Raw genomic sequence first — 25,205 nt, 5'->3', positions numbered from 1 at the left:
TATACAATTTCAGTTTTTTTTTACAAATATACCATGTTGTCATTTTTGCATATTTGAAATTATTAGAATTGAAATTAATCAATCCCATAATTTAAAGGCAACATATCTCCAACTCTTTTTTCCGAAATTTTTCCTGAAAAAAGTATGTCTTCAATATTAGAATTATTTCCGTACTTATAAATATAAAAACTATTTGTTTCAAAAGTGATCCTCGATGCTTCTTTTTTATCAAAGACAAGATTATAAACTGCGATAATATTTTTTGAGTTTAGACTTTTGATTTCAGCTTTATCTTGAGGAATTACTTCTACTTTTGTAAAATCTTCTTCTTTAGTTATTGTAAAGCATTTACTTGGGTCCTGAGTATATTTATCTTTAAATAATAAAAACTTCTTCGCTTCCCAATCTGTATTTGCCAAATTTCTGAAAAACTGAACTTGAGATCCCTTAAATGTTTTTTCTCGTTTTTTTAAAACTTTAGCACTATTATCAATTTCTTCAAATCGGCTCACACCACCGTAAAAATTCTTAAACGCATCTATTGAATTAATACTAAATCTATTAAAAGAAACTTCAAAAATTACCAATTCAAAATCAATTTTATATCCTAATGCTGGATTTATAATTACCAAAGGTTTATCTGAAGATGCAGTAAAAATCAAATTCTTTTTATCATAATTAAATTTAATATCATCTTCATTTTTAATAATCGCTGATTTCGCATTACTAGTTTTTCCTAAAAAAAAATCTCTAAACAACTTTAATTTCTGAGCTCTTGTAAACTCATTATTATTATTAACTACAACCTCTTTAAGCTCATTTTCAGAAATCTTCATCACAATATTTAATGGCTTTGAAGCATCTAGTCCTGAGAGATACTCGGTCTGATATCCCATTATGCTAATCACTAAAATATTATTCGCATTAGGTTCATACTTGATAGAAAATTGTCCATCAGCATCTGAAACTGTTGAAATTGTCGTACCATCATAGTAAACATTTACTCCTTCTAACGGAATATTACCTTTTCCTGTAATTTTGCCTATAAGATTCTGTTGAGAAAATATAGTGACCGCAGAAAACAAAAATAAAAGAGTAAATAGTTTTTTCATTAAATTCAAAAAGTTTGATTAATCAGTAGCTAATTAACCAAACCTTTTTGTATTATCCTAGAAATACATTTCTTTTGTTACAAAATATCAATATCCCCTTTCCCTTCTCTCACGATAACCGGTTCATGTTCAGACAAGTCGATAATTGTCGAACCAACATTATCACCATAACCTCCATCGATTACCAAATCAACAAGATTCTGCCATTTTTCAAAAATCAATTCAGGATCAGTTGTATACTCAATCACATCATCATCATCACGAATAGAAGTTGAAACAACTGGATTTCCCAATTGTTTAACAATTTCTAATATAATATTATTATCAGGAACACGAATACCAACTGTCGTTTTCTTTTTAAACTCTTTTGGTAAATTGTTATTTCCCGGTAAAATGAACGTATATGGACCAGGCAAAGCTCTCTTTAAAATTTTAAAAGTAGAGGTATCGATCTGTCGCACATAATCAGATAAATTGCTTAAATCATGACAAATAAACGAAAATTTTGCTTTCTCTAACTTAACTCCTTTAATTTTTGCAATTTTTTCTAAAGCTCTCGAATTGGTAATATCACAACCCAAACCATAAACAGTATCTGTCGGATAAATTACCAATCCACCATTTTGAAGCACCTTTACAACTTTTGCAATTGCAGCTTCACTTGGTTTATCGGGATATATTTTTATGAATTCAGCCATAGTGTTTTCGTTTCAAGTTTTTTATTGTTTCAGGTTTCAAGTTTACGCTTCAACAACTTGAAACTTTAAACCTGAAACATATATTTATCCTACTACATCTAATTTAGCAAATCTTAGCAAAAGTTTCTTAATTCCGCCTACTTCAAATTTGATTTCGGCTTTTTTATCAGCACCAACGCCTTCTAGATTAATAACTTCTCCTTTTCCAAAACGCTCGTGCATCACCACATTTCCAACAGTTAATTTACTATCAAATAAATTTGGAGCTCCTGCACTTGCATTAGGATTTGTACCTGCAACTGGTTTTAATTTTCTGATATTTAAATCCGGTTTCGGATTATTATCTGTAATGTGTTTTGGAGGTGTTCCTCCCACTGGTTTTGCTAATCTCAGTTTTGACTTATCTACATCTCCAAAAATATCGCCATCAATTGGTGATTTATAACGATAATTAGTTTCAGCTGGAGTTAAATATTCTAAAAACTGACCATCAATTTCTTCAATAAAACGCGAGGGCTCGCTGTCAGTTAATTTTCCCCAACGGTAACGCGACTGTGCGTAGGTCAAATACGCCTGATGTTCTGCACGAGTTAAAGCTACGTAAAATAATCGACGTTCTTCTTCCAATTCACTTCTTGTGCTCATACTCATTGCACTCGGAAACAAATCTTCTTCCATACCAACCACAAAAACATGTGGAAACTCAAGTCCTTTTGCTAAGTGAATCGTCATCAAAGCTACTCGGTCTTCATCATTGGTGTCTTTATCTAAATCCGTTGCCAAAGCCACATCCTCCATAAATTCAGAAAGTGCACCTCTTGCTCCATCAATCTCTCTTTGGCCTTCAGTAAAATCTTTAATACCATTTAAAAGCTCTTCGATATTCTGAATTTTAGCCATTCCTTCCGGAGTAGCATCTTTTTTCAATTCCTGAACCAAACCTGTTTTCTTCGCAACATGATCCGTTAAATAAAAAGCATCCTGATTTTGATCGATTACCTGAAAACTCTGAATCATAGTAACAAAATCTTTCAATTTGTTCTTTGTTCCTGTATTCAGTTTCAAATCAATTTTATCAATATTCACCATTACTTCCCAAATCGAACGTTTGTAATGATTCGCAGCAATAGTCAACTTTTCAACAGTTGTATCTCCAATTCCACGTGCCGGATAATTAATCACACGAATTAAAGCTTCTTCATCCTTTGGGTTAATTACCAAACGTAAATAGCACAAAACATCTTTAATCTCTTTACGCTGATAGAAAGATAATCCACCATAAATTCGATACGGAATATCACGTTTTCTCAATGCATCTTCCATCGCGCGCGACTGTGCATTAGTACGATACAAAATTGCAAAAGCTCCGTTATGAAGCTGATTCTGCATTTTTTGCTCAAAAATCGTACTTGCAACAAAACGCCCTTCTTCAGCATCAGTTAAACTGCGATGGACTTTAATTTTTGGTCCAAAATCATTTGCTGTCCAAACTACTTTATCCAGTTTGGTTTTGTTATGTTCCATTACTGTATTTGCCGCTTCAACAATATTTCGTGTTGACCGGTAATTCTGCTCCAAACGAAACATTACTACACCTTCATAATCTTTCTGGAAATTCAAAATATTATTGATGTTCGCCCCACGGAAAGCATAAATACTCTGCGCATCATCACCAACCACACAAATATTCTGGAATCTATCAGACAAAGCCCTAACAATCAAATACTGAGAGTGATTGGTATCTTGGTACTCATCAACCAAAATATAACGGAAACGATCCTGATATTTAGCCAAAACCTCTGGAAAACGAGTCAACAACTCATTGGTTTTCAACAACAAATCATCAAAATCCATTGCACCGGCTTTAAAACAGCGCTCCACATATTGCTGATATATTTCTCCTAACCTCGGTCTTTTTGCCATTGCATCGGCTTCAACCAATTCTGGATTATTGAAATAGGCTTTTACCGTAATCAAACTGTTCTTATAGCTTGATATACGTCCTAAAATCTGTTTTGGTTTGTAGATATCACGATCTAACTGCATTTCTTTAATAATGGAAGAAATCAGTCTTGCCGAATCTTGAGAATCGTAAATAGTGAAATTAGAAGGATATCCTAAATGATCTGATTCTGCACGAAGGATACGCGCAAAAATCGAGTGAAAAGTTCCCATCCAAAGATTTTTAGCTTCAGATGCTCCCACAATATCCGAAATCCTGTGTTTCATTTCACGCGCTGCTTTGTTGGTAAAAGTCAGCGACAAAATATTGAAGGCATCAATTCCCTGAGCCATCAAATAAGCAATTCTAATTGTTAAAACACGGGTTTTTCCCGAACCTGCACCAGCAATAATAATCATTGGCCCGTCTTTCTTTAAAACAGGCGCTCTCTGCGCTTCGTTGAGCTGGTCAATATATTTCTGCATGTAATTTATCTCCTTTTAGGCAAAAATAAGAATTAAAAGAGAAAGTTCCTAAGGTACTATCCCGAAGCTTCGGGACTAAGATACTAAGTTTTTTTTGAAGCCGAAGAATGGGCATTTTATTGAGCATGGTTTCCCGCTTTCGGCTTTATCTCTTCACTCCGTTACGAGGATACCGCCTCAATCGGGGCTAGATTCAAACAATTGGCTTTCTTTAAATATTTTGAAAGAAAAAACTTAAAAAAATACTATATTTGTTTAACACCAAAATTAAATATGAATATAGAACTAACAGAAATTGCCGAGAAAACATTTTTTCAAATAATTCAAAAGTATTCGGATAATAAATCAAACAAGTTCAAAATTCAAGTAATTTCAACTATCCAACTGATTGCGCAAAACAATTATATTGGATCGAAATATAAAAAAACTTCTTTTCGAAAGTTTTTAGTTTCTAACCAAATTTACTTGTTTTATTTAATTGAAAAAGAAACTTTGTTTATAGTTCTTTTTTGGGACAATAAAAGAAATCCCATAGAATTAGAGACTATACTTAGCTCCTAATTTTTGTTTAAAATCTTCAAAACTAATAGTTCTGCCTGCTTTTATATCTTCCTCACTTTTTTGTAATTGTTGCAGTAAGATTTCTTCAGGAAACAACAAGATTGTAATCAACTTAACTTCTTGATGTGTAAAATTATTTGATTTTAATTTCCTGTAGTATGTTGCATGTTTTAACCCTAGTTTTTGCATAAAAAACTCGGCTTTATAATATGATTTACTAATTAAATCTGGTAAATTTTGAACGTAATTCTCGTAATTTTCAACTATTTCTATCATTTAATGATACTTTTAGTATTGTTATCTGACAAATATATTCTAATAAAATGATATTTAGTAAAAAAACAAGTTAAAAAAAACTAGTATCTCAGTACTTCAAACCAGAGGTTTCATTATAGAATCTTATTTAAAAAACACATCGTACGCAAATCGAATCAATGTCCCAACTACAACAACCAAAAAGAAAATTCGAATAAACCCATTTCCTTTATTAATAGCAAGTTTTGCGCCAAGCCATCCTCCTAGTCCATTGCTAATTGCCATTGGAATTGCGATTGACCAAATGATTTTTCCTTTGATCATAAACAAACAAATCGAACCAAAATTCGTTGCCAGGTTCACCATTTTAGCATTCGCGGAAGCGTGCAAGAAATCAAAACCTAAAAGTGCAATAAAAGCAACTACAAAAAAACTTCCGGTTCCTGGCCCAATAAATCCATCATAAAAACCAACTATTATACTTATTACAACAGCATAAATAATTTGAGTCATTTCTGAATGATCTTTAGCAACATGCTGACCAAAATTCTTCTTTGCATACGTATAAACAAACAACAAGGACAAAACCACAAGCAAAAGCGGTTTCATAAAATCATTGCTCACCATTGTCAAAATTGTAGAACCCAAAAATGCCGATGGAACTGCCAAACACATCATAATGATTAATAATTTCCACTGAATAACTACTTTCTTTAAATATTGAAAAGCAGCAAAAGCCGTTCCGCTGAAAGCCGGAATTTTTAAAGAACCAATAACTGTTGAAACAGGTAAATTAGGTAATAAAATTAATCCCATTGGAGTTTGGATTAGTCCGCCGCCGCCAACAATTGCATCGATAAATCCTGCAGCAAACGCAGCTAAGCAAAGAAAAAGTATAATGTATGAATCCATTAAAAGTAGTATTGTGCAAATTTTGAAACAGTTGCAAAAGTAGGTTTTCCGTTTTGTTTATTACCAAAAAATTAAAACGGATTTCTCCTCAAAAAGTATATTTTTGCTAAAAAATTTAACCCAAATGGATTTTACAAGAATTATAGAATTAGCCAGTTATACATTGCCTGCAATAGTTACAGGATTTGTTGCCTACAGTTTTTTTGAACTGCATATTAAAAACAATGATAAAAAACGTGCTTTTTTATTGAATAGAGATTACCAAAAACAATCATTACCAATACGTTTGCAGGCTTATGAGCGTATGACATTATTTTTGGAACGCATAAATCTAACGAAACTATTAATTAGAATTGCACCAATTTCGAACAACAAAAACGATTACGAAAACTATTTAATTGAACAAATCGAACAAGAATTTGAGCATAATTTAACGCAACAAATTTATATGTCTGAAGAATGCTGGACTATTATTGTAACTGCAAAAAATGCAACAATCCAAATGATTCGTAAAGCTGCAATGAGCGATAAAGTAGAAAATGCTGATAAATTGCGTGAAGTTATTTTGAATGATTTATTAGAAAAACAATCACCTAGCAATGCAGCTTTAGGATATATTAAAAATGAAGTTGCCGAACTTTGGTAGAAAAATACTTTAGATTTTAGAATTCAGATTTTAGATTTATCTCTTGCAATCTAAAATCTGAATTCTAAAATCTTAAATTACCTATTATCACTCATTACTTCAGACTTATTCTGAGCATATTCAAAACCTTGTTCCCACCATTCTTTCATCACTTCTTTATTGAAAATTAAAGCATTATCAGTAAGTTTTGTTGGTGTGTAGTATAAGTTAAGTTTCACGTTCTTATTGTTTGCCATAAGTTTTCCTATAGCAATGTCATGCTTTTCTACCTGATCTAAAGCAATTCGGAACAAATCAATCATTAGTGAAAACGGATTTTTTCCAATAACCGTTTTATCCATATTGACTTCTGTTTCTAAAATAATTACATCTATTTCTGTGGCGCCACGATTGATTGCTTCACGAATTGGAACTAAACTTGAGAATCCGCCATCGCCATATTCGTAATTGTTTTTCTCGACTAAACTCATAAACGGAACATAATTACTTGAAATCCAAGACCATTCTACAAATTCTTCGTAACTACACTCTTTTACCGATTTATATTCTGATTCGTTTTTCGTGAAATTAGTAACCGTAACAACAACATCAGTTTTTAATTTTTTAAGTTTATTAAAATCTGATAATGAAAAATTATTTCGAATGTATTTTCTCAAACCTTTGCTTTCGCCAAAAGTCCTTTTCCCTCTAAAAAACTGGCGTAAAACATTGAAGTGATTTATCGTTACAATGTCAACTCCTTCTTTATTTTTAACCACAAACGGACAAATATTAAAAATACTTGTCATGGTAACATTAGTATAAACCGAATGAATTTTTTTAATATGTCCTAAAGCCAAATGCGGAATCAGTAAACTTCCTGTAGAAGTCCCTAAAAACAAATCGTATTCGTGATTTTTCTCTTCGATTAAATACTGCGCAACTCCGCCGGCAAATGCGCCTTTACTTCCGCCGCCAGAAATAACTAATGCTCTCATATGTGGTATTGTAGGTTTTTGCTTTTTTTTTTAGAGAATAGAGTCAAGAAGTAAGAACAAAGAGTTTTTTTTAATAAAATCTTTCATCTTGTTTCTTTCTTCTTTTCCATTCTATTCTTTCAGTAAACGGTTTAATTGAAACTGTTCGTCGGGGGTCAAATTAGGCAAAATTCTTTCAAACGAAGCATGCATTTCAGAATTTTTTAATAACATTCTTATTGTATCTCTTCCAAATTTTGAAAACTGCCACATATGATGCGTTGTTGAAGCGACTAAATTACTTAGAACTTGGTCGTTAATAATTTTGAAGGCTATTAATTTTTCGAGCGCATTTTGTCTTGTAGTAGCTTCATACTTTGTAGATGAAAAACCAATTAATTCAGCAACAAGTTCATCTGGATTATCGGCATAATTTGGGGTTGATAATACCAGAGACAACCATAATGTTCTAAGATTGTAATCATTAAAACCAATCCAGTTTTTTGATTGATCCAAATATTCATTTCTATGGTCAGGGAAATTTCTCCAAAGCCAATACAAAGCCGTTTCTTGTGTCTGGTACGATTGATCGTTTAACAGTGTTTCATATTCTTTTCTAAAATCTTCAGGAATTTTGGTTAAAGTTTCTGCAACGGTTTGACGGATATAAACATTGTTTGTCTTCATCGCCAAAAGCAATAATTCTTTCTTGGCTTCGTACTTCTCATTTTCTAATTGCTCAACAATGGCTTCTTTAACCGTATGATAAACATCAGAATTTAAAGTTTTTAAAAAGAAATCTTTTTTCTCTTCAAAAGGTGTTTTCTTCAACTTATCGACTTGCAGTCTTACCTGAATCGCTTTGTTTTTACTCAATAAAGCATTTGCCGTTGGCGTATCAAAAACAGTCGATTCAAGCCAGGTTTTTTGGAATTTATCCAAATCAAAATTGGAAACTTTTTTAATTTCACTAAAGAAATCTTCAGTATTTACAGTTTGATAAGCATATTTTTTCAGATAACTTTTTATTGCTTTTTTAAAAGCTTTATCTCCTATTGATTCATGTAAAACAAACAAAATCCAAGCTCCTTTTTCATAAAATGTAAGTGAACTTGCTTTTGGGTTCAAAACCGGAATTGAATCGGTTCTTGACGCAAATTTTATTTGCTGAGCTGTGTCATAAAGTTTGGAATAAAAATAATCGTCACCAAAAATATCTCTTTCTGCCAAGGCTGCATAATAAGTCGCAAAACCTTCCTGAAGCCAATGCTGTTTGCTACTTTCTGCCGTAATTAGATCACCAAACCAATGATGCGCCAATTCGTGCGCATCTACATTTGTATAATTTCTGTCGGTAAAACCAATTGAATCAACTACATATCGAGTTGCAAAAAGCGTTGAAGTTGTATTTTCCATTCCGGCATACAAAAAATCCCTTACCGGAATTTGTCTGTAAATTTCCCATGGGTATTTTACGCCAATTTCTTTCTCTAAAAAATCGAAAATACGTTTTGAATAACGAAAAGTTGGTTCAAAGCGTGAAACATCTTTATTCTCCAAATAATATTCAAGTGGAATATTCGATTTCGCTTTTAAATTCTTTTTGTCGTATTTCCCAATAGCAAGCATTAAAACATACGAACTCATTGGTTTCTTCATTTCATATTGCCAATGGAATAAATTTCCTTTTTGAGTTTTTTCTTTTAAAATTCCGTTCGAGACAACCTGATATGCTGCATCGTATGATATTCCTAAATTAAAAATCAGTTTTTCGTTTACATCATCAAAACTCGGAAACCAATTGCTGGTATATCTGCCTTGACCTTGCGTCCAAATTTGAACTTCTTTCCCTTCAATATCAACAAAATATAAGGCTTGCTTTGGTTTTGCAGTATATTCAAAAGTCAAATGATTTTCTCCTTGTTGAAAATTACCAACGATTTGAAGCTGTTTTCCGGAATTAACAAATACAACGTCTTTATTATTGATTTGTACATTGGAAAATTCCATGTTTTTGGCATCAATTTTTATGGTGTCAATTTGTTTTAAAACCACAAAATCATATTCAACATTACCTGAAACTGTTTTTTCTTTGGCATTTAAAGTTAATTGGCCGGAAACGGTTTTGAAATCAACAAACTGAGTTTGTTGTGCAAAAGCAAAAGAAGTAATTAGAAAGAAGATATATTTCATTGAATACTTTATTTTAAAGAATCTGTTTCCCAAGATTTCGGATTGTTTTTAATGTAGTCGTAAATTATTTCGAATCGTTTGTAATTTCTAACGATGTGATCATGATAATTATCCTGCCAAATTGTTTCAAAACCATTTATTTGCTTTGTTGTTATCGATTTAAAAATAGCCACAAATGATGAAATAGATTTTGGTTTTCTAGATAAATTTGATTTGTTCACGAATTTCGACATCGATTGGTTCTGTAAAGGCGCACTGCTGTGCGTCTCCGCAACGGTTGTCGACAAAGATGTGTTAAATTCTGTTGTCGATATACTGGACAGAGACGCACTGCCGTGCGCCTCTACGATATGCGTTGTGTTATTTTTGCTAAATTTTAAAATTTGTTTTTCTAATAATTCCGATTCCGATTGGTTCTGTAGAGGCGCACAGCAGTGCGTCTCCGCAACGGTTGTCGTCAAAGAATCATCTATTTTGGATATACTGTGCGCAGACACACTACCATGCGCCTCTACGATATGCGTTGTGCTATTTTTGTTAAATTTTAAAATTTGTTTTTCTAATAATTCCGATTCCGATTGGTTCTGTAGAGGCGCACGGTAGTGCGTCTCCGCAACGGTTGTCGCCAAAGAATCATCTATTTCGGATATACTGTGCGGAGACGCACTGCCGTGCGCCTCTACGATATGCGTTGTGGTTTGGATTTTGCTTGTGGTTTTAATTTTATTATCGTTTTCAATTTCATATTGATTTTGAATATTATTTGTGCTTTGAATTTCAATCAACAAATGAATATGATTTGGCATAATAACCCAATTATGGAAGAACCAACTTTCACGAATCGTAATTGACCTTAAAAGCTCCGTCTCAATAATCTTTCCATTTTCATTTAAAATCATTTTATCGTCTTCAATGTTTCCGAAAATACATTCTCTATTCTTCGTAACTATTGTGATAAAATATACTGCTTCGCTTGAATAATCCCAATTCTTCAATCTAATTGAATCTACTTTGAATTTATCTTTATATAATGTCATTTTTTGGCGTGTAAAATCCCAAAGTTACAAACCTTTCATCAACAAATAGAATGAAATTTGTAAGTTTACCGTATAAAAATACCAAATCGTGTCGATAAAAAAAGCCTTATTCAACTGGAGCAGCGGAAAGGATTCTGCTCTTGCCTTATATAAAATCCTTCAGAATCCTGTCTATAAAATTGAATGTTTAATGACGAGCGTGAATCAGCAATTTCAACGAATCTCCATGCATGGCGTTCGAGTTGAATTATTAGAAGCTCAGGCAAAAAGTATCGGAATTCCATTAAAAATTCTTGAAATTCCTGAAATGCCAACTATGGAAGTTTACGAAAATGTAATGACCGAAACTTTAACCAAATTGAAAGAAGAAGGTATTTCACAGTCCGTTTTTGGCGATATTTTTTTGGAAGATTTACGCAAATATCGCGAGGATCAATTGGCAAAATTAGATTTTGAAGGCGTTTTCCCGATTTGGAAAATTCCGTCTCACGATTTAATTCAGGAATTTATTTCACTTGGATTCAAAACAATTGTGGTTTGTATAAATGAACGTTATTTAGACAAAAGTTTTGTTGGCCGAATTATCGATCAGGATTTTATAAATGATTTACCCGAAAATGTTGATGTCTGTGGTGAAAACGGAGAATTTCACACTTTTGCTTTTGATGGCCCAATTTTCTCTGAACCAATAAATTTTGAAATTGGAGAAATTGTTTACCGTAAATATGAAAAACCTAAAACAGAAGATTCGTCAAATACTGCATGTGATACAAATAGTTCTGATGCTTTTGATTTTGGATTTTGGTATTGTGATTTGATTCCGAAATAATATAAAAAAGTTTGCCACGAATTTCACTAATTTTCACGAATTGATTTGTGTGAATTTGTGAAACTCGTGGCGACACTTTGACTTCGCTTAGCGTGACAGGACTTAATTCGGTATTTTTTTAAAAAAAACTGCTATTCTTCAGAATACATTGCCAGCAAATTTGTAACTGTATTCCAGTTTCTTATTGTCACAATTACATTTAGCTTCTTCTCAATATATTTACCTTCCAACCTGGTTTTTCCGGCTCCGATAGCGTATTTTATAAAAATTCTGTTACCATCAATACTCGCTTCATCCGGTTTAAACTGACTGATTTTTAAATCATTTATATTTTCTTTTTTCAGAACAGTCGAAACAAATGCAACATAAAGCTTTTTGGTATCTAAATCTTTTCCCTTTAAATACGGACTGTTTTTAAAACACAATTCCAGATCTTCTTTAGTAATTACAATTACCGGAACTTCGTGCCCGAAAACCTTGAAAATTTCCTGCTTGATCATAAAACCCACTTTCGAAGCATCTTCTTCACTATCAACAAAAACATTTCCGGATTGCAGATACGTTCTAATATTTTGAAATCCGATGTTTTCCAACATGGTTTTCAAAGCTTCCATTTTCATCATATTATGACCAGAAACATTGATACCGCGTAAAAGTGCTAAATGAGTTTTCATCTTTTTTGTAATTTATACTTCAAAGATATTATTATATGTTTGATTTCAAATAAATCAATTTTCAAATTTCCTAATTAAAATCTATCTTCGCTTTCCAAAAAGAGCAAAGAATATAGAAGCAAAAAAATAGATTTTTTGTCTTTACTCTTTCTTCTTTGCTTTATTTTCTAAAATCTAAGCCAGTCTAAAAATCTAATAATCTAAGAAGTCAAAAAAAAATGTCTAACAATCTTCTTGAAACTCCAATCGAATACCTAAAAGGTGTTGGCCCGAGCCGTGGTCAATTGCTTCGTAAGGAATTGGGAATTCATAAATACGGAGATTTGGTTAATTTTTTTCCGAATAGATACATTGACAGAACGCGCTATTATAAGATTAATGAGCTGCAGAATACAGGAACGGAAGTTCAGATTATTGGAAAAATAATCAATATTAAAACTGTTGAATTTGCTAAAAACAAAAAGCGTTTGGTTGCCACTTTCGTTGATGATACAGGGCAAATTGATTTGAATTGGTTTCAGGGGCACAAGTGGATTCGTGAGAGTTTAAAACTGAATGAGCCTCTCGTTATTTTTGGAAAATGTTCTTTATACGGAAGCCAATTCAGTATGGCACATCCTGAAATTGAACTCTTGACAGAGCATGAAAGAAGTCTTCGTTCTGCTATGCAGCCGGTTTATCCTTCAACAGAAACGCTTTCAAATCGCGGCATTTCCAATAGAACGATCAATAAACTGATGGAACAATTGTTTATTGAAACTCAAGCTTTATTTACTGAAACTTTTCCTCCTTACTTAATTGAAGAATTGAAGTTAATCCCAAAAAGAGCAGCTTTATTTAATATTCATTTCCCAAAAAGCACTGATGCTTTGGCGAAAGCCCAATTCCGATTAAAATTTGAAGAATTGTTCTTCATCCAACTTCAATTGATTACTAAAAATTTAATCAGAAAGCATAAAATAAAAGGGCATCCTTTTTCTAAAGTTGGCGAATTGTTCAATGAATTCTATAAAAATTATTTGCCTTTTGATTTAACCGGCGCTCAAAAAAGAGTAATCAAAGAAATTCGTACCGACATGGGAAGCAACGCTCAAATGAATCGTTTGCTTCAAGGCGATGTCGGTTCCGGAAAAACAATTGTTGCTTTTATGAGTATGCTTTTGGCAATTGATAATGGCTTTCAGGCTTGCTTGATGGCACCTACAGAAATTCTTGCCAATCAGCATTTTATTGGTTTGTCTGAATTTGCTCAAACTTTAAATATAAATATTAAAATTTTAACCGGTTCTACTAAAACTTCTGAGAGAAAAATTATTCATGAAGAACTTGAAAATGGAAACCTTCAAATTTTAATAGGCACGCACGCTTTACTGGAAGACAAAGTAAAATTTCAAAATTTAGGTTTAGCAGTAATTGACGAACAGCATCGCTTTGGCGTGGAGCAACGTTCAAAATTATGGAAGAAAAATGAGATTCCGCCACACGTTTTAGTAATGACGGCAACTCCAATTCCGAGAACTTTGGCAATGAGTTTGTATGGCGATTTGGATATTTCTGTTATCGATGAATTGCCTCCAGGGAGAAAACCGATTCAAACCGTTCACCGTTATGATACAAACCGTCTAAAAGTCTGGAAATTCCTTAGAGATGAAATCGCAAAAGGAAGACAAATTTATATTGTTTATCCATTGATTCAGGAATCTGAAAAAATGGATTATAAGGATTTGATGGATGGTTACGAAAGTATTTCACGCGATTTTCCTTTACCACAATATTCGATTTCAATTCTTCATGGAAAGATGAAACCAGCTGACAAAGATGCCGAAATGAAACGATTTTCAGAAGGAAAAACCAATATCATGGTCGCAACAACCGTTATTGAAGTTGGTGTCAATGTACCGAATGCCAGCGTTATGATTATAGAAAGCGCAGAGCGTTTTGGTTTATCACAGTTGCATCAGTTGCGCGGCCGCGTTGGACGTGGTGCCGAGCAGAGTTATTGTATTTTAATGACGAGCCATAAACTAAGTTCGGACAGTAAAATAAGAATGGAAACTATGGTTGGAACCAATGATGGTTTTGAAATTGCTGAAGTCGATTTGAAACTCCGTGGGCCAGGAGATTTAATGGGAACACAGCAAAGCGGCGTTTTAAACCTTCAGATCGCTGATATTGTAAAAGACAGAGAAATTTTGTCTTTGGCGAGAAACTATGCCATGAAAATCCTAAAAGAAGACGGTCCGCTGGAAAAACCGGAACATGCTATTCTAAAATCCGTTTTTATCGAACTAACCAAAAAGAAGAATATCTGGAATTATATTTCTTGATTTAAGATTCTAAGTTTCTAAGATCCTAAGTTACTAAGATTCTAAGTTGCTAAGATGACAAAGAATTAAAAAACTTAGTAGCTTAGAAACTTAGCAACTTAGAAACTTAAGAAAAAAAAAACTCCACTGTATCAAGTTTAGAATATTCGTTTATTTTTTTGGTGATTAAATTTGTTGGGGTGCAAATTTTGATTTGAATATTCCTGATGATACAGTGAAGCCTTTACTTCCTCTATTTTAACTTATTTTTTTGGTGCCTCTTTCTTTTCAAAAAGACCGTTAAATAATCCTTTGCTAACTTTATTTTTATCATCTTTTCCTGTTGCAATAAGATGATCAATATATTGCATATATGTTTTTTTGCGTTCTTCGAGAAAACCAATTAAGTATTCCTCGGCTGCTAACATTCCGCTTGCCTCTTCAATATGTAAAAGCTTTTTATACAAAGGATCAATAAATTTGACAATAATGTCTTCACGCACAGATTTTCTTGTTCCAAAATAACCAACAATTTCCCCATCAGAGTCGGCTATAATTTTAAAATCTGTAATTACCCAATAATACCTGCCCGTTTTTGACATATTTTTGAAAATGGCATGAATATTTTTACCCGATTTGAGACTATCCCACAAAAATTTGAAAATCACTTTCGGCATATCAGGATGACGCACAATATTATGAGGTTGACCAATTAACTCAAATTCATCATATCCAGATACATCAATAAAATCTTCATTTGCGTATAAAATAGTTCCTTTTATATCTGTTTTGCTGAGCAGCACTTTGCTCTTATTCCAGTCAACTTCTCTGTCTGATGGAGTCGGGCGGGTAATTCTGATATCCATAAATTTTGCATTTTAAATTAATATACATTTATCTGCGTATACGTTTAAGTTTTATAAAGTATTATCTATTTTTTTTAAAGTAAACCTCGATTGCTAGTTGACTTGAAATGAATATCATTTACCAGATCATCAATTCTTTTAGCGCTTTCACGCATCATTTCCAAATAGCTCAAAAGCTGATCATTGTCTGTATGTCCTTTTGAAACATCAATTAGTTTTAATACTGAATTTACTGGCATTTTCAAATCGATAGTTGTTTTGTGTATGTAATCATTGTATTCTTTTGTGGCCGTCATTGAACTGTATTTAGCGGAAGCTAGTTTTATATTCTCCAGTTCATATTCATCAGATATTTTAGAAATATGATTTTGACTGTGTTCTTTAAAATAATAAGCCCAATAACCATTCATAAAAAATACAGCACCTGCCAAAACAACGTGTACCCAAAAAGTTTCTACATCAAAATTTACCTGAGAAAAATAGACTTGTAAACCATTTGCATCATTGTAAACGTAATTTTGAAGATAAGCCAAAACTCCGTGATGCAGTATCACCAAAAGCGTCAGCGGTATTTGAAGTTTCCAGTTTTGGTAGATAATCAAAATCGTACTGGCGATAAATACAGTAAAGTGCATTTCGAACAAACCATGCATTTGATAGATATATTGCGCCATGAAAATAGCCAATACTACAGAAAGCACATATTGATAAAATTTAGAATTTTTAAGAAATAATTTAGCCGAATAATATGCCAGTAAATTTATTGTCCCTACTCCTGCGCCAATCTCCCAAGTATCATATTTAAAAGATAATGCAATGCCAAAAAGAAAGTAAAGAGCAAGAACATAATTGATAATCGTATCCGATTTTTGTGTCATTGTAGACATAAAACTGTGCAGGTAATCCTGCTCATTCAAACTAGCTTTTGTTTTCATAAACTGGTGATGTTAAGGTTAGATTTATTTAGTGCATTTTGGTAACGAACATCCATACGCTCTAAGCGCCAAAGCATCAAATGTAGGGGCATTTGTATGACTCAATAAAGATTCTATTGCCTGTTGGGCATAATTAGTTTCGGCATCAGTACAATATCTGGTTTTATTATAATTGCCCCGGAAATATAGTTTTTGCGAACCATCAATGAGAGCAGCCTGCGGAGTAGAAAAAACACCACAATTTTTGGCTATTGCCGGATCAAAATATACAGGGATTTTTGCATCGAATTTATTCTGAATTTCTTCAATAGTAACACTTTTCTCGTTATGGAGTACTACAATTTTAAAATTGATACGATCGCCATATTTTTTTATCAATTCGGAAACATGCGGAACGTTAAAACGAGAACAAGGACATTCTGGATTAAAAAAATGAATAAAAACAGGTTTTCGATCCATTGTGCAACATTTTAAATCAATTTTACTCCCCATGGCTATCGCATGATAATCTTTAGGAATTGGGGTTGGTAAACTGTATTTAAATTCATTTTTCCAGAATAAAACAAAAACAGCTGCAAGCAGTAAGGAAAACCAAAGAGTAAGAAGTATTTTTTTCTTCATATACAACCAGAATTTGAATTAAAAAAACATAAACACTTGTTAAATATAAAAAATTTTAAAGTAAGAATTTTAACTTTAAAACAATAAAAACGCATTTCAATTAGCACTTAAAAGCTAAAATAAACCTACTCTAGCTAAAAAAAAACTTCATTTTGTTTAACATACTCAATGTTACAAAATAAAATCGATAAACCTAAAGATAAATCAGACAAAATGCATTAATATTTTAATTATAAAGATTTTACTTACATTAAAAACAAGTATTTTTACGTTTTTTATAAATAAATTCCTTATAATTTTTTACAAGTATTGAGATAATTTCGATCATTTCTTTTTAAAAGAAGATTAAATGGTCCAGAAGAGCTTTTTTTACGCTTGAGATTAAACCATTATTAAATAAGTAAGTCTAACAATATTAAATATTGTACCTACAAATGTTAAATAAATTGTAACATCTCTCGATTTCACAACAAAAAGTTAAATTTGTCAGCTACAAAAAACATCGACCTAAAAAACACATTGACCTAATTTTATGAAACTAAAAAACCTAATTTATGCCCTGATAATTATTGTTTTAGGAGGATTTATTACTTACAGAGTACTATCCAACAAAAGCAAAAATGATGAATCAAAAAAGTCGGGAGACAAAGACAAACCAATAACTGTAACAGGTATTGTTGTTAAAACATCAACCTTTGACAATAATTTAGCATTATCAGGATCTATTGAAGCAAATGAGCAAATAGAGATCAGAAGTGAGGTTTCAGGCATCGTTGAAGGCATTTACTTCAATGAAGGAAGTTATGTAAACAAAGGTCAGGTACTTTTTAAGGTAAATGATATCGAATTGAGAGCACAGCTTCGTCAGGCTCAAACCCGAGAAGGATTGGCTGCCGAAAATGAAAGAAGAGCCAAGTTATTGCTTCAAAAAGAAGCCATCAGCCAGGAAGAATTTGATGTTGCAAACGCAGATTATGCTTCGGCGAAAGCACAGACACAATTAATAAAAGCACAAATCTCAAAAACTTCTGTAAAAGCTCCTTTCTCCGGAAAAATAGGTTTACGATATATTTCACCGGGAACCTATATTACTCCAACAGTTTTAGTAGCTAAACTAGTAAATACAGGCAAACTTAAAATCACTTTTTCAATTCCTGAAAAATATGCAAACCAGGTAAATAATGGCTCGAACATCGATTTTACTGTTTCTGGTTCAGATAAAGTATATACTGCTAAAATATATGCCATTGAACCTGAAGTTGCTGTCGCTACCAGAACTTTGCAAATTAGAGCTATTGCCGACAATACTGACGGAAAACTTTTTCCAGGTACTTTTGCTGATGTAAAACTACCTTTAAACATCATTAAAGACGCCATTGTAGTACCGTCAGAAGCGATTGTTCCGGTTCAAAATGGTAAAAAAGTTTTTATTTCTGATATGGGAAAAGCCAAAGAAGTTATGGTTGAAGCAACTACGCGTACTGATGCTTCAATTTTAATTTTATCCGGATTAAAAGCGGGCGATACATTAGTTACAAGCGGAGTGATGTCGCTTAAAAATGAGGCACCTATAAAAGTTAAAGTAAAATAATTTTAGATTTCAGACTTTCGATTTCAGAAATAAACATTCGAGATCTAAAGCAATCAAAGTAAACAATTATAGATTTTAAGATACAGTATTTGACATTAAATATAAATCTAAAATCAGCAATCTAAAATCTAAAATCTCAAAATATAATGAGTTTATCAACCACAAGTATAAGAAGACCCGTTTTAACGATTGTACTGAACCTTTTGATTATTCTGTTCGGTTTCATTGGTTATACCTTTTTGGGTGTTCGTGAATTCCCTTCTATTGACCCGGCGCAAGTTTCTATTAGAACCAATTACACCGGAGCCAATTCTGATATTATTGAATCGCAAATTACAGAACCGTTAGAAAAAGCAGTAAATGCAATTGACGGAATCAGAAATATTACTTCTTCGAGTAATCAGGGAAGCAGTAATATTACAATCGAGTTTAATTTAGATAAAGACTTAGAAGAAGCGGCAAATGACGTTCGTGATAAGGTTTCGCAAGCCATTAGAAGCTTACCGCAAGATATTGATGCACCTCCTGTTGTTTCAAAAGCCGATGCTGATAGTGATGCGATTATTTCGATGACGGTACAAAGTGATACACGAAATTCACTTGAATTAAGTGATTATGCCGAAAATGTAATTTCGCAACGTTTAGAAACCATTCCCGGAGTGTCTGGCGTGCAAATTTGGGGACAAAAACGTTATGCAATGCGTTTATGGATCGACCCTGTAAAACTTGCTTCATATGGTGTTACTGTTGCCGAAGTTCGAAATGCATTAAATTCTCAAAACGTTGAGCTTCCGTCAGGAAAACTTACGGGTAACAATACAGAACTTACTGTAAAAACAATTGGAAATTTATCTAAACCAGAAGAGTTCAACAATATTATTATTCGTACTGATGGAGATAAAATTGTTCGTTTCAGCGATATTGGTGGAGCTGAATTAGGTCCGGAAAATATTGAAACGAAATTAAGTCAATCAGGACTTCCAATGATTGGTTTGGCTATTGTTCCGATGCCGGGAGCAAATTATTTGGATATTTCAGCAGAATTCTACAAAAAATATGAAGCTTTAAAAAAGGATCTTCCAAAAGATATTAAACTGAATATTGCGCTGGATAATACTATTTTCGTAAAAAAATCAGTTCTTGAAGTTGCTGAAACACTTGGAATTTCAATCATTCTGGTAATTATTATTATTTATTTGTTCTTTAGAGACTGGGCAATTGCGTTTCGACCTTTAATTGATATTCCGGTTTCGTTGATCGCTACGTTTTTTATCATGTGGCTTTTTGGATTCTCAATCAACGTATTGACTTTATTAGCAATTGTACTGGCAACTGGTTTAGTGGTTGATGATGGTATTGTTGTAACCGAAAATATATTTAAAAAAGTTGAAGAAGGAATGTCTCCTATCGAAGCAGCAATCAAAGGTTCTAATGAGATTTTCTACGCCGTAATTTCGATTTCGGTTACTTTGGCTGCCGTATTTTTGCCGGTAATTTTCTTAGAAGGTTTCGTAGGCCGACTCTTTAGGGAATTTGGGGTTGTAATTGGTGCTGCCGTACTAATTTCTGCATTCGTTTCCTTGACATTGACGCCAATGTTGAATGCTTATTTAATGAAAGGCGGCGAACAGAAAAAATCAAAATTCTATATTAAAACCGAACCATTTTTTGAAAAGATGAACAGCAGTTATGCAGAAGCACTTTCAAAATTTATGGAGAAAAAATGGATCAGCTTTCCAATTTTGATAGCTTGTTTTGGATTAATTTATTTGTTCTTTACGATACTTCCAAAAGAAACTGCTCCGCTGGATGACAGAAGTTCTGTAACAATGCGTATGACTACTCCTGAAGGTTCTTCATACGAATACACAGACCGTTTCATGCAGGAAATATCCAAATTAGTAGACGATTCTATTCCGGAGAAAAAAGTGAGTTTGGTTATTACGGCACCTGGTTTTGGAGCTTCGGCAACCAATACAGGTTTTATACGTCTTTCATTAAAAGAACCAGACGAAAGAAAAGCTTCTCAAAAGGATATTGCTGATAAATTAACCAAATGGACTAAGAGATATCCTGAAGCAAAAACTGCAGTTATCCAACAGCCTACAATTGCTGTAAACAGACGTGGAGGATTGCCAATTCAATATATTATTCAGGCACCGAATTTTGAAAAATTACGAGAAAAAATTCCTGTTTTTATGGAAGAAGTTGGAAAAAGCGACGTCTTTTCTACAACAGATGTAAACTTGAAATTCAACAAACCGGAAATAAACGTAAGTATCAATCGTGAAAAAGCCGAAAGTTTAGGAATTTCTATTTTGGATATTGCTCAAACATTACAGCTTTCTTTAAGTGGACAGCGTTTTGGTTACTTTATTAAAAACGGAAAACAATATCAGGTTATCGGTCAGTTTGATCAAAAAGACCGTTCAAAACCGTTAGATTTGACTTCGATGTTTGTTAAAAACAATAAAGGCGAATTAATTCAAATGGATAACGTAGTAAATGTTGAAGAACAAAGTAATCCGCCACAATTGTATCATAACAATCGATATATGTCGGCTACTGTTTCTGCCGGTTTAGCTCCAGGGAAAAGTATGGGCGACGGAATTGAAGAAATGAACCGAATTAAGGCAAAAGTTTTAGATGAAAGTTTTACAACAGATTTGGCTGGAGAATCGCGAGATTTTGTTGAAAGTAGTTCAAATACCTCTTTCGCTTTTGGCTTAGCTTTGCTTTTAATTTTCTTGATTTTAGCTGCTCAGTTTGAGAGTTTCATCGACCCATTTATTATCATTTTAACTGTACCAATGGCGGTTGCCGGAGCTTTATTCTCTTTATGGCTTTTCAATCAAACCTGGAATATCTTCAGCCAGATTGGAACGGTAATGCTTATTGGACTGGTAACTAAAAATGGTATTTTGATTGTCGAATTTGCCAATCAGCTTCGAGAACAGGGCAAACCAAAATTGGAAGCTATTCTGGAAGCTTCAGAAGCTCGTTTACGTCCTATTTTGATGACCAGTTTGGCCATTGCTCTTGGAGCGTTGCCAATTGCAATGTCACTTGGAGCCGCGTCAACAAGCCGAATCGGAATGGGAGTTGTAATTGTTGGAGGAACTATTTTCTCTCTTGCATTAACACTTTTTGTAATTCCAGCCATTTATTTAATGTGGTCTAAACAAAGAAAACATTATCCGGAGTTTGATCATATTGATGAATACGAAAAAGAAAGTATAAAATAGCAGCTTTTAAAACATGAATTTTACTGATTGTGAAATTTATGTTTTTCAGCAAAAGAAAACGAACATGAATATCAAAAATATATACGGCGCTTTATTAATCCTCTTCTTCTGCATTGCAAAAACAAATGCACAAGGTGTTCTAACTATTGAAGATGCTACAAGAATCGCTTTAGAAAATAACTTTGAAATTAGAATTGCAAAGAATAACACAAAAATAAGCGAAACAAATGTTACAATTGGAAATGCAGGATTACTGCCAACTGTAGCGGCAACAGTAACAGACAACAATAGTGTTACAAATTCCTCACAAACGCGTCAGGACGGAACAACAACGTCATTAGACAATGCAAAAAACAACAGTTTAACTTACGGAGTTGGTTTAAACTGGACTGTTTTTGACGGAATGAAAATGTTTGCACGTTTAGATCAGCTAAAAGAACTTCAAAAGTTGGGTGATTCTGAATTAAGAAGAACAGTTCTAATAAAAATTGTACAGGTTAATTCGGCCTATTATGATCTTGTTCAGCAACAACATCAATTGGCCGCTTTAGATACTACAATCGTAATTTCTAAACAAAGATTGGCATTGGCACAAAATCGTTTCAGCATTGGAAAAGCTTCAAAATTAGAAGTTTTAAATGCTCAAGTTGATTTAAATTCGGATCAAGTTGCTTTATTACGCCAAAAAGAGACATATGCAAATGCTAAAATTCTTTTGAATCAATATTTGGCGCGTGATCCTAAAATTGATTTTACGGTAACCGATTTAGTAACTGTTGATAATGCTATGAATTTGGCTGAATTATCAGATCTTGCACACAAACAAAATCCAGCTGTAGAAGCACAAATTATCAATAAACGAATCGCCGAATTACAACTAAAACAAATAAAAGCCGATCGTTATCCTGTAGTAAACCTAACTTCCGGATACAATTTTTCTGAGAATCAGTCAAGTTTAGGATTTACCAGCGAATCTTCTTCAAAAGGTTTTAACTATGGTTTTAATGCAAGATTGAACATATTTGACGGTCTAAACCAGCATCGAAATGAAAAAGTGGCAAAACTGGAAATTGAAAATTCTCAAATTGCTATTGATCAGCAAAATTTGATTTTGGACACACAACTTAATACTGCTTTCCAAACGTATTTAACTAACTTAGAATTAATTGGTTTGGAAGAAGATAACGTTACAATTGCCAAACAAAATTTGGATATCACTTTGGATAAATTCAGAATTGGTACTATTACAACACTTGATTTCAGAACGGCCCAATTAAATTATGTAAACGCAAAAGTGCGATACAGCAATGCTCAATACCAAGCAAAATTATCTGAAATTGCTTTGAGAGAGTTGGCTGGAAATATTAATTTTTAAAGTAAATTTGTTTTAAAAACTAATATAAATGATCGCATACAACACGAAGGAGTGGTTTACTTTTATCTTTCATTTTCATAAATCCGATACTATCAGACAATTGTTTCCTATAATGATTGCAATTGGTATTTATTCAGGTTTGGTAGGATATCTGGAGGTTATATATTTTGGAGTTGATCAAAATGATTATCTCAAAAATATCCCGCTCATGCATGGAATTTTAGGCTTTGTAATATCACTTTTATTAGTTTTTAGAACCAATACAGCTTATGATCGTTGGTGGGAAGCCCGAAAATTATGGGGTGGTTTAGTAAATAACAGTCGTAATTTTGCAATAAAACTTTCTGCTATTTTAAAAGATGAGAATGACCGAAAGTTTTTTAGAACTTTTATTCCTGCATATGCCTCAATACTTTACAAACATCTAAACAACTCAGAAACTGCCAAACAACTTTTTGATGACGTTGATTTAGAACTGGATCATCATAAGCACAAACCCAATCAGGTAAAAAGAATGATGTATCATAAAATCAATGATTTATATGATGCAAAAAAAATAACCGGAGATCAGCTGATTACGTTAGATGCCGAGTTGGTTGCTTTTACCGATATCTGCGGCGCCTGCGAACGTATAAAAAACACTCCTATTCCCTATTCTTATAGTGCTTTTATAAAGAAATTTATCTTCTTTTATATTATGACACTTCCTTTCGGATATTCATTAAGTTTAGGTTATTATGTAGTTCCGGTTGTTATGTTTATTTTTTATGTTTTGGCAAGTTTAGAATTAATTGCTGAAGAAATTGAAGATCCTTTCGGAGATGATGAAAATGATTTACCAATTAAAAAAATGTCTGAAAACATAAAAAGACATGTCGAAGAACTGATTTAATAAAACGTTAAATCTAACGGCTTTATACTTATTTTTATTAAATTTAAAACATCTTCCAAAAATTTAATAAAAATGCAAAATCAACGTGTTTTAATACATCCGCCTCATTTATCAAATGAAAAATCATTAAAAACACTTGTAGAAAACAGGAGTGTTTATACGTTGAATAATTGCGAATTAAATCTTTTTGAAACCTATGAATCTTCCAATCGGGTTCCTTTAAAATTCAATGATTTTGTTGTAACGAGTATGCTTCGTGGCAAAAAAGTGATGCATCTTTTTGATGAGCCGGGATTTGACTATCTTCCTGGAGAAACAGTTGTAATTCCGTCAAATATTGAGATGAAAATTGATTTTCCAGAAGCCTCAAAGGAAAACCCAACTCAATGTCTGGCTTTAGCGATTGACAATACTAAAATAAACGAAACATTAAATTTTTTAAACGAGCGTTATCCAAAAGAAGGAAACGATATTTACTGGCAATTAAACTACCAGAATTACTTTTTTTATAATAATGTTGATCTTGCTACCACAATCAATAAATTAATCAAGGAATGCATGAGCACTTCCATCACTAAAGATGCTCTCGCTGATTTGACACTTCAGGAATTATTGATCAGAATTATCCAGACTCAGACTGTAAAGTCAATTGATGAAGGTCTTGCAAACCAATCCAATAATCCGATTTTTGAAGTTACGGAATTCATTAAATTAAATTTAAAGGAAAATATAAATCTGAAAATTCTCAGCGACAAAGCTTGTATGAGTACAACTTCTTTTTATCGGTTTTTTAAAAGAGAATTAGGAATGAGTCCAATAGAATATGTTTTGAATGAGAAGATAAAACATGCTAAAAAACTACTCAAAAATCCCGGAATCCAAATTAACGAAGTGTGTTACCTTTCCGGTTTTGAAGATGCGAATTACTTTATTCGATTGTTTAAAAAACATGAAGGAATTACGCCAAAACAGTATCAATTACTATATGTTAATTAAGATACTGAGATTCTAAGTTACTGAGATTTTGAGATTTTATTTTAGATCTTGAAACAACATGCAATATTTTTAATACTA

20 protein-coding genes are annotated in these 25,205 nt (G+C 32.8%); 8 read left to right on the top strand and 12 right to left on the bottom strand.

All coding sequences use genetic code 11. The features are described from left to right. Nucleotides 1–74: 74 nt before the first annotated feature. The 5 genes from BD847_RS04805 to BD847_RS04780 all read right to left on the bottom strand — a co-directional run bounded on the left by BD847_RS04805 (nucleotide 75) and on the right by BD847_RS04780 (nucleotide 5,965). Complete coding sequence (locus BD847_RS04805) at nucleotides 75–1,112, bottom strand: carboxypeptidase-like regulatory domain-containing protein (RefSeq protein ID WP_115887114.1); 1,038 nt, start codon at nucleotides 1,110–1,112, stop codon at nucleotides 75–77. 77 nt (nucleotides 1,113–1,189) lie between these two features. Beyond that, nucleotides 1,190–1,810, bottom strand: coding sequence for an L-threonylcarbamoyladenylate synthase (locus BD847_RS04800; RefSeq protein WP_115887113.1), 621 nt, complete (start codon nucleotides 1,808–1,810; stop codon nucleotides 1,190–1,192). 84 nt (nucleotides 1,811–1,894) lie between these two features. Continuing rightward, on the bottom strand, nucleotides 1,895–4,237 hold the full coding sequence (locus BD847_RS04795; protein WP_115887112.1) for an ATP-dependent helicase: 2,343 nt from the start codon (nucleotides 4,235–4,237) through the stop codon (nucleotides 1,895–1,897). A 537-nt stretch (nucleotides 4,238–4,774) separates the two neighbouring features. Next, nucleotides 4,775–5,074 carry a hypothetical protein gene (locus BD847_RS04785; RefSeq protein WP_115887110.1) on the bottom strand — a complete coding sequence of 100 codons (300 nt, stop codon included), beginning with the start codon at nucleotides 5,072–5,074 and terminating at the stop codon, nucleotides 4,775–4,777. Nucleotides 5,075–5,197: 123 nt separating this feature from the next. After that, a complete protein-coding gene (locus BD847_RS04780) occupies nucleotides 5,198–5,965 on the bottom strand; it encodes a sulfite exporter TauE/SafE family protein (protein ID WP_115887109.1) in 768 nt (255 codons plus the stop codon). A 124-nt stretch (nucleotides 5,966–6,089) separates the two neighbouring features. On the opposite strand from BD847_RS04780, the gene BD847_RS04775 reads away from it, so the two are divergent. Continuing rightward, nucleotides 6,090–6,611, top strand: a complete 522-nt coding sequence (locus tag BD847_RS04775) for a DUF7935 family protein (RefSeq protein WP_115887108.1) — start codon at nucleotides 6,090–6,092, stop codon at nucleotides 6,609–6,611. A 77-nt stretch (nucleotides 6,612–6,688) separates the two neighbouring features. On the opposite strand, the gene BD847_RS04770 is transcribed toward BD847_RS04775, so the two are convergent. The 3 genes from BD847_RS04770 to BD847_RS04760 all read right to left on the bottom strand — a co-directional run bounded on the left by BD847_RS04770 (nucleotide 6,689) and on the right by BD847_RS04760 (nucleotide 10,797). Then, nucleotides 6,689–7,588 (bottom strand): patatin-like phospholipase family protein, encoded by a 900-nt coding sequence (locus BD847_RS04770; RefSeq protein ID WP_115887107.1) that lies wholly within the window; start codon nucleotides 7,586–7,588, stop codon nucleotides 6,689–6,691. A gap of 111 nt (nucleotides 7,589–7,699) precedes the next feature. Beyond that, nucleotides 7,700–9,760, bottom strand: coding sequence for a M1 family metallopeptidase (locus tag BD847_RS04765; RefSeq protein ID WP_115887355.1), 2,061 nt, complete (start codon nucleotides 9,758–9,760; stop codon nucleotides 7,700–7,702). 8 nt (nucleotides 9,761–9,768) lie between these two features. Next, nucleotides 9,769–10,797, bottom strand: coding sequence for a transposase (locus BD847_RS04760; protein ID WP_115887106.1), 1,029 nt, complete (start codon nucleotides 10,795–10,797; stop codon nucleotides 9,769–9,771). An 85-nt stretch (nucleotides 10,798–10,882) separates the two neighbouring features. On the opposite strand from BD847_RS04760, the gene BD847_RS04755 reads away from it, so the two are divergent. Beyond that, complete coding sequence (locus BD847_RS04755; protein WP_115887105.1) at nucleotides 10,883–11,626, top strand: Dph6-related ATP pyrophosphatase; 744 nt, start codon at nucleotides 10,883–10,885, stop codon at nucleotides 11,624–11,626. 131 nt (nucleotides 11,627–11,757) lie between these two features. Here BD847_RS04755 and BD847_RS04750 read toward each other — a convergent pair whose 3' ends face one another. After that, complete coding sequence (locus tag BD847_RS04750; protein ID WP_115887104.1) at nucleotides 11,758–12,300, bottom strand: DUF1697 domain-containing protein; 543 nt, start codon at nucleotides 12,298–12,300, stop codon at nucleotides 11,758–11,760. 218 nt (nucleotides 12,301–12,518) lie between these two features. Between BD847_RS04750 and recG the strand changes: the two genes are divergently transcribed. Further along, nucleotides 12,519–14,627, top strand: coding sequence for an ATP-dependent DNA helicase RecG (gene recG / locus BD847_RS04745; protein WP_115887103.1), 2,109 nt, complete (start codon nucleotides 12,519–12,521; stop codon nucleotides 14,625–14,627). 242 nt (nucleotides 14,628–14,869) lie between these two features. Here the strand turns inward: recG and BD847_RS04740 are convergent, their stop codons facing one another. The 3 genes from BD847_RS04740 to BD847_RS04730 form a co-directional block, all read right to left on the bottom strand. Beyond that, nucleotides 14,870–15,472, bottom strand: a complete 603-nt coding sequence (locus BD847_RS04740) for a PAS domain-containing protein (RefSeq protein ID WP_115887102.1) — start codon at nucleotides 15,470–15,472, stop codon at nucleotides 14,870–14,872. Between the two features lie 74 nt (nucleotides 15,473–15,546). Beyond that, nucleotides 15,547–16,407: a hypothetical protein gene (locus BD847_RS04735; protein ID WP_115887101.1), complete on the bottom strand. Its 861-nt coding sequence runs from the start codon at nucleotides 16,405–16,407 to the stop codon at nucleotides 15,547–15,549. 24 nt (nucleotides 16,408–16,431) lie between these two features. Continuing rightward, complete coding sequence (locus tag BD847_RS04730; RefSeq protein WP_115887100.1) at nucleotides 16,432–17,028, bottom strand: TlpA family protein disulfide reductase; 597 nt, start codon at nucleotides 17,026–17,028, stop codon at nucleotides 16,432–16,434. A gap of 532 nt (nucleotides 17,029–17,560) precedes the next feature. Between BD847_RS04730 and BD847_RS04725 the strand changes: the two genes are divergently transcribed. From BD847_RS04725 to BD847_RS04705, 5 genes are all read left to right on the top strand, one after another. Beyond that, nucleotides 17,561–18,619, top strand: coding sequence for an efflux RND transporter periplasmic adaptor subunit (locus tag BD847_RS04725; RefSeq protein ID WP_115887099.1), 1,059 nt, complete (start codon nucleotides 17,561–17,563; stop codon nucleotides 18,617–18,619). A 146-nt stretch (nucleotides 18,620–18,765) separates the two neighbouring features. Continuing rightward, on the top strand, nucleotides 18,766–21,864 hold the full coding sequence (locus BD847_RS04720) for an efflux RND transporter permease subunit (RefSeq protein WP_115887098.1): 3,099 nt from the start codon (nucleotides 18,766–18,768) through the stop codon (nucleotides 21,862–21,864). Nucleotides 21,865–21,928: 64 nt separating this feature from the next. Further along, nucleotides 21,929–23,239, top strand: a complete 1,311-nt coding sequence (locus BD847_RS04715) for a TolC family protein (protein WP_115887354.1) — start codon at nucleotides 21,929–21,931, stop codon at nucleotides 23,237–23,239. Nucleotides 23,240–23,267: 28 nt separating this feature from the next. Next, on the top strand, nucleotides 23,268–24,131 hold the full coding sequence (locus BD847_RS04710; protein WP_115887097.1) for a bestrophin family protein: 864 nt from the start codon (nucleotides 23,268–23,270) through the stop codon (nucleotides 24,129–24,131). A gap of 72 nt (nucleotides 24,132–24,203) precedes the next feature. Next, on the top strand, nucleotides 24,204–25,127 hold the full coding sequence (locus tag BD847_RS04705; protein WP_115887096.1) for an AraC family transcriptional regulator: 924 nt from the start codon (nucleotides 24,204–24,206) through the stop codon (nucleotides 25,125–25,127). Nucleotides 25,128–25,205: the final 78 nt, after the last annotated feature.

It is taken from the genome of Flavobacterium cutihirudinis (assembly GCF_003385895.1).
Classification (GTDB): Bacteria; Bacteroidota; Bacteroidia; order Flavobacteriales; family Flavobacteriaceae; genus Flavobacterium; species Flavobacterium cutihirudinis.
The sequence above is the reverse complement of the archived record's forward strand: the minus strand, read 5'-3'. Positions and strand labels throughout refer to the sequence as shown.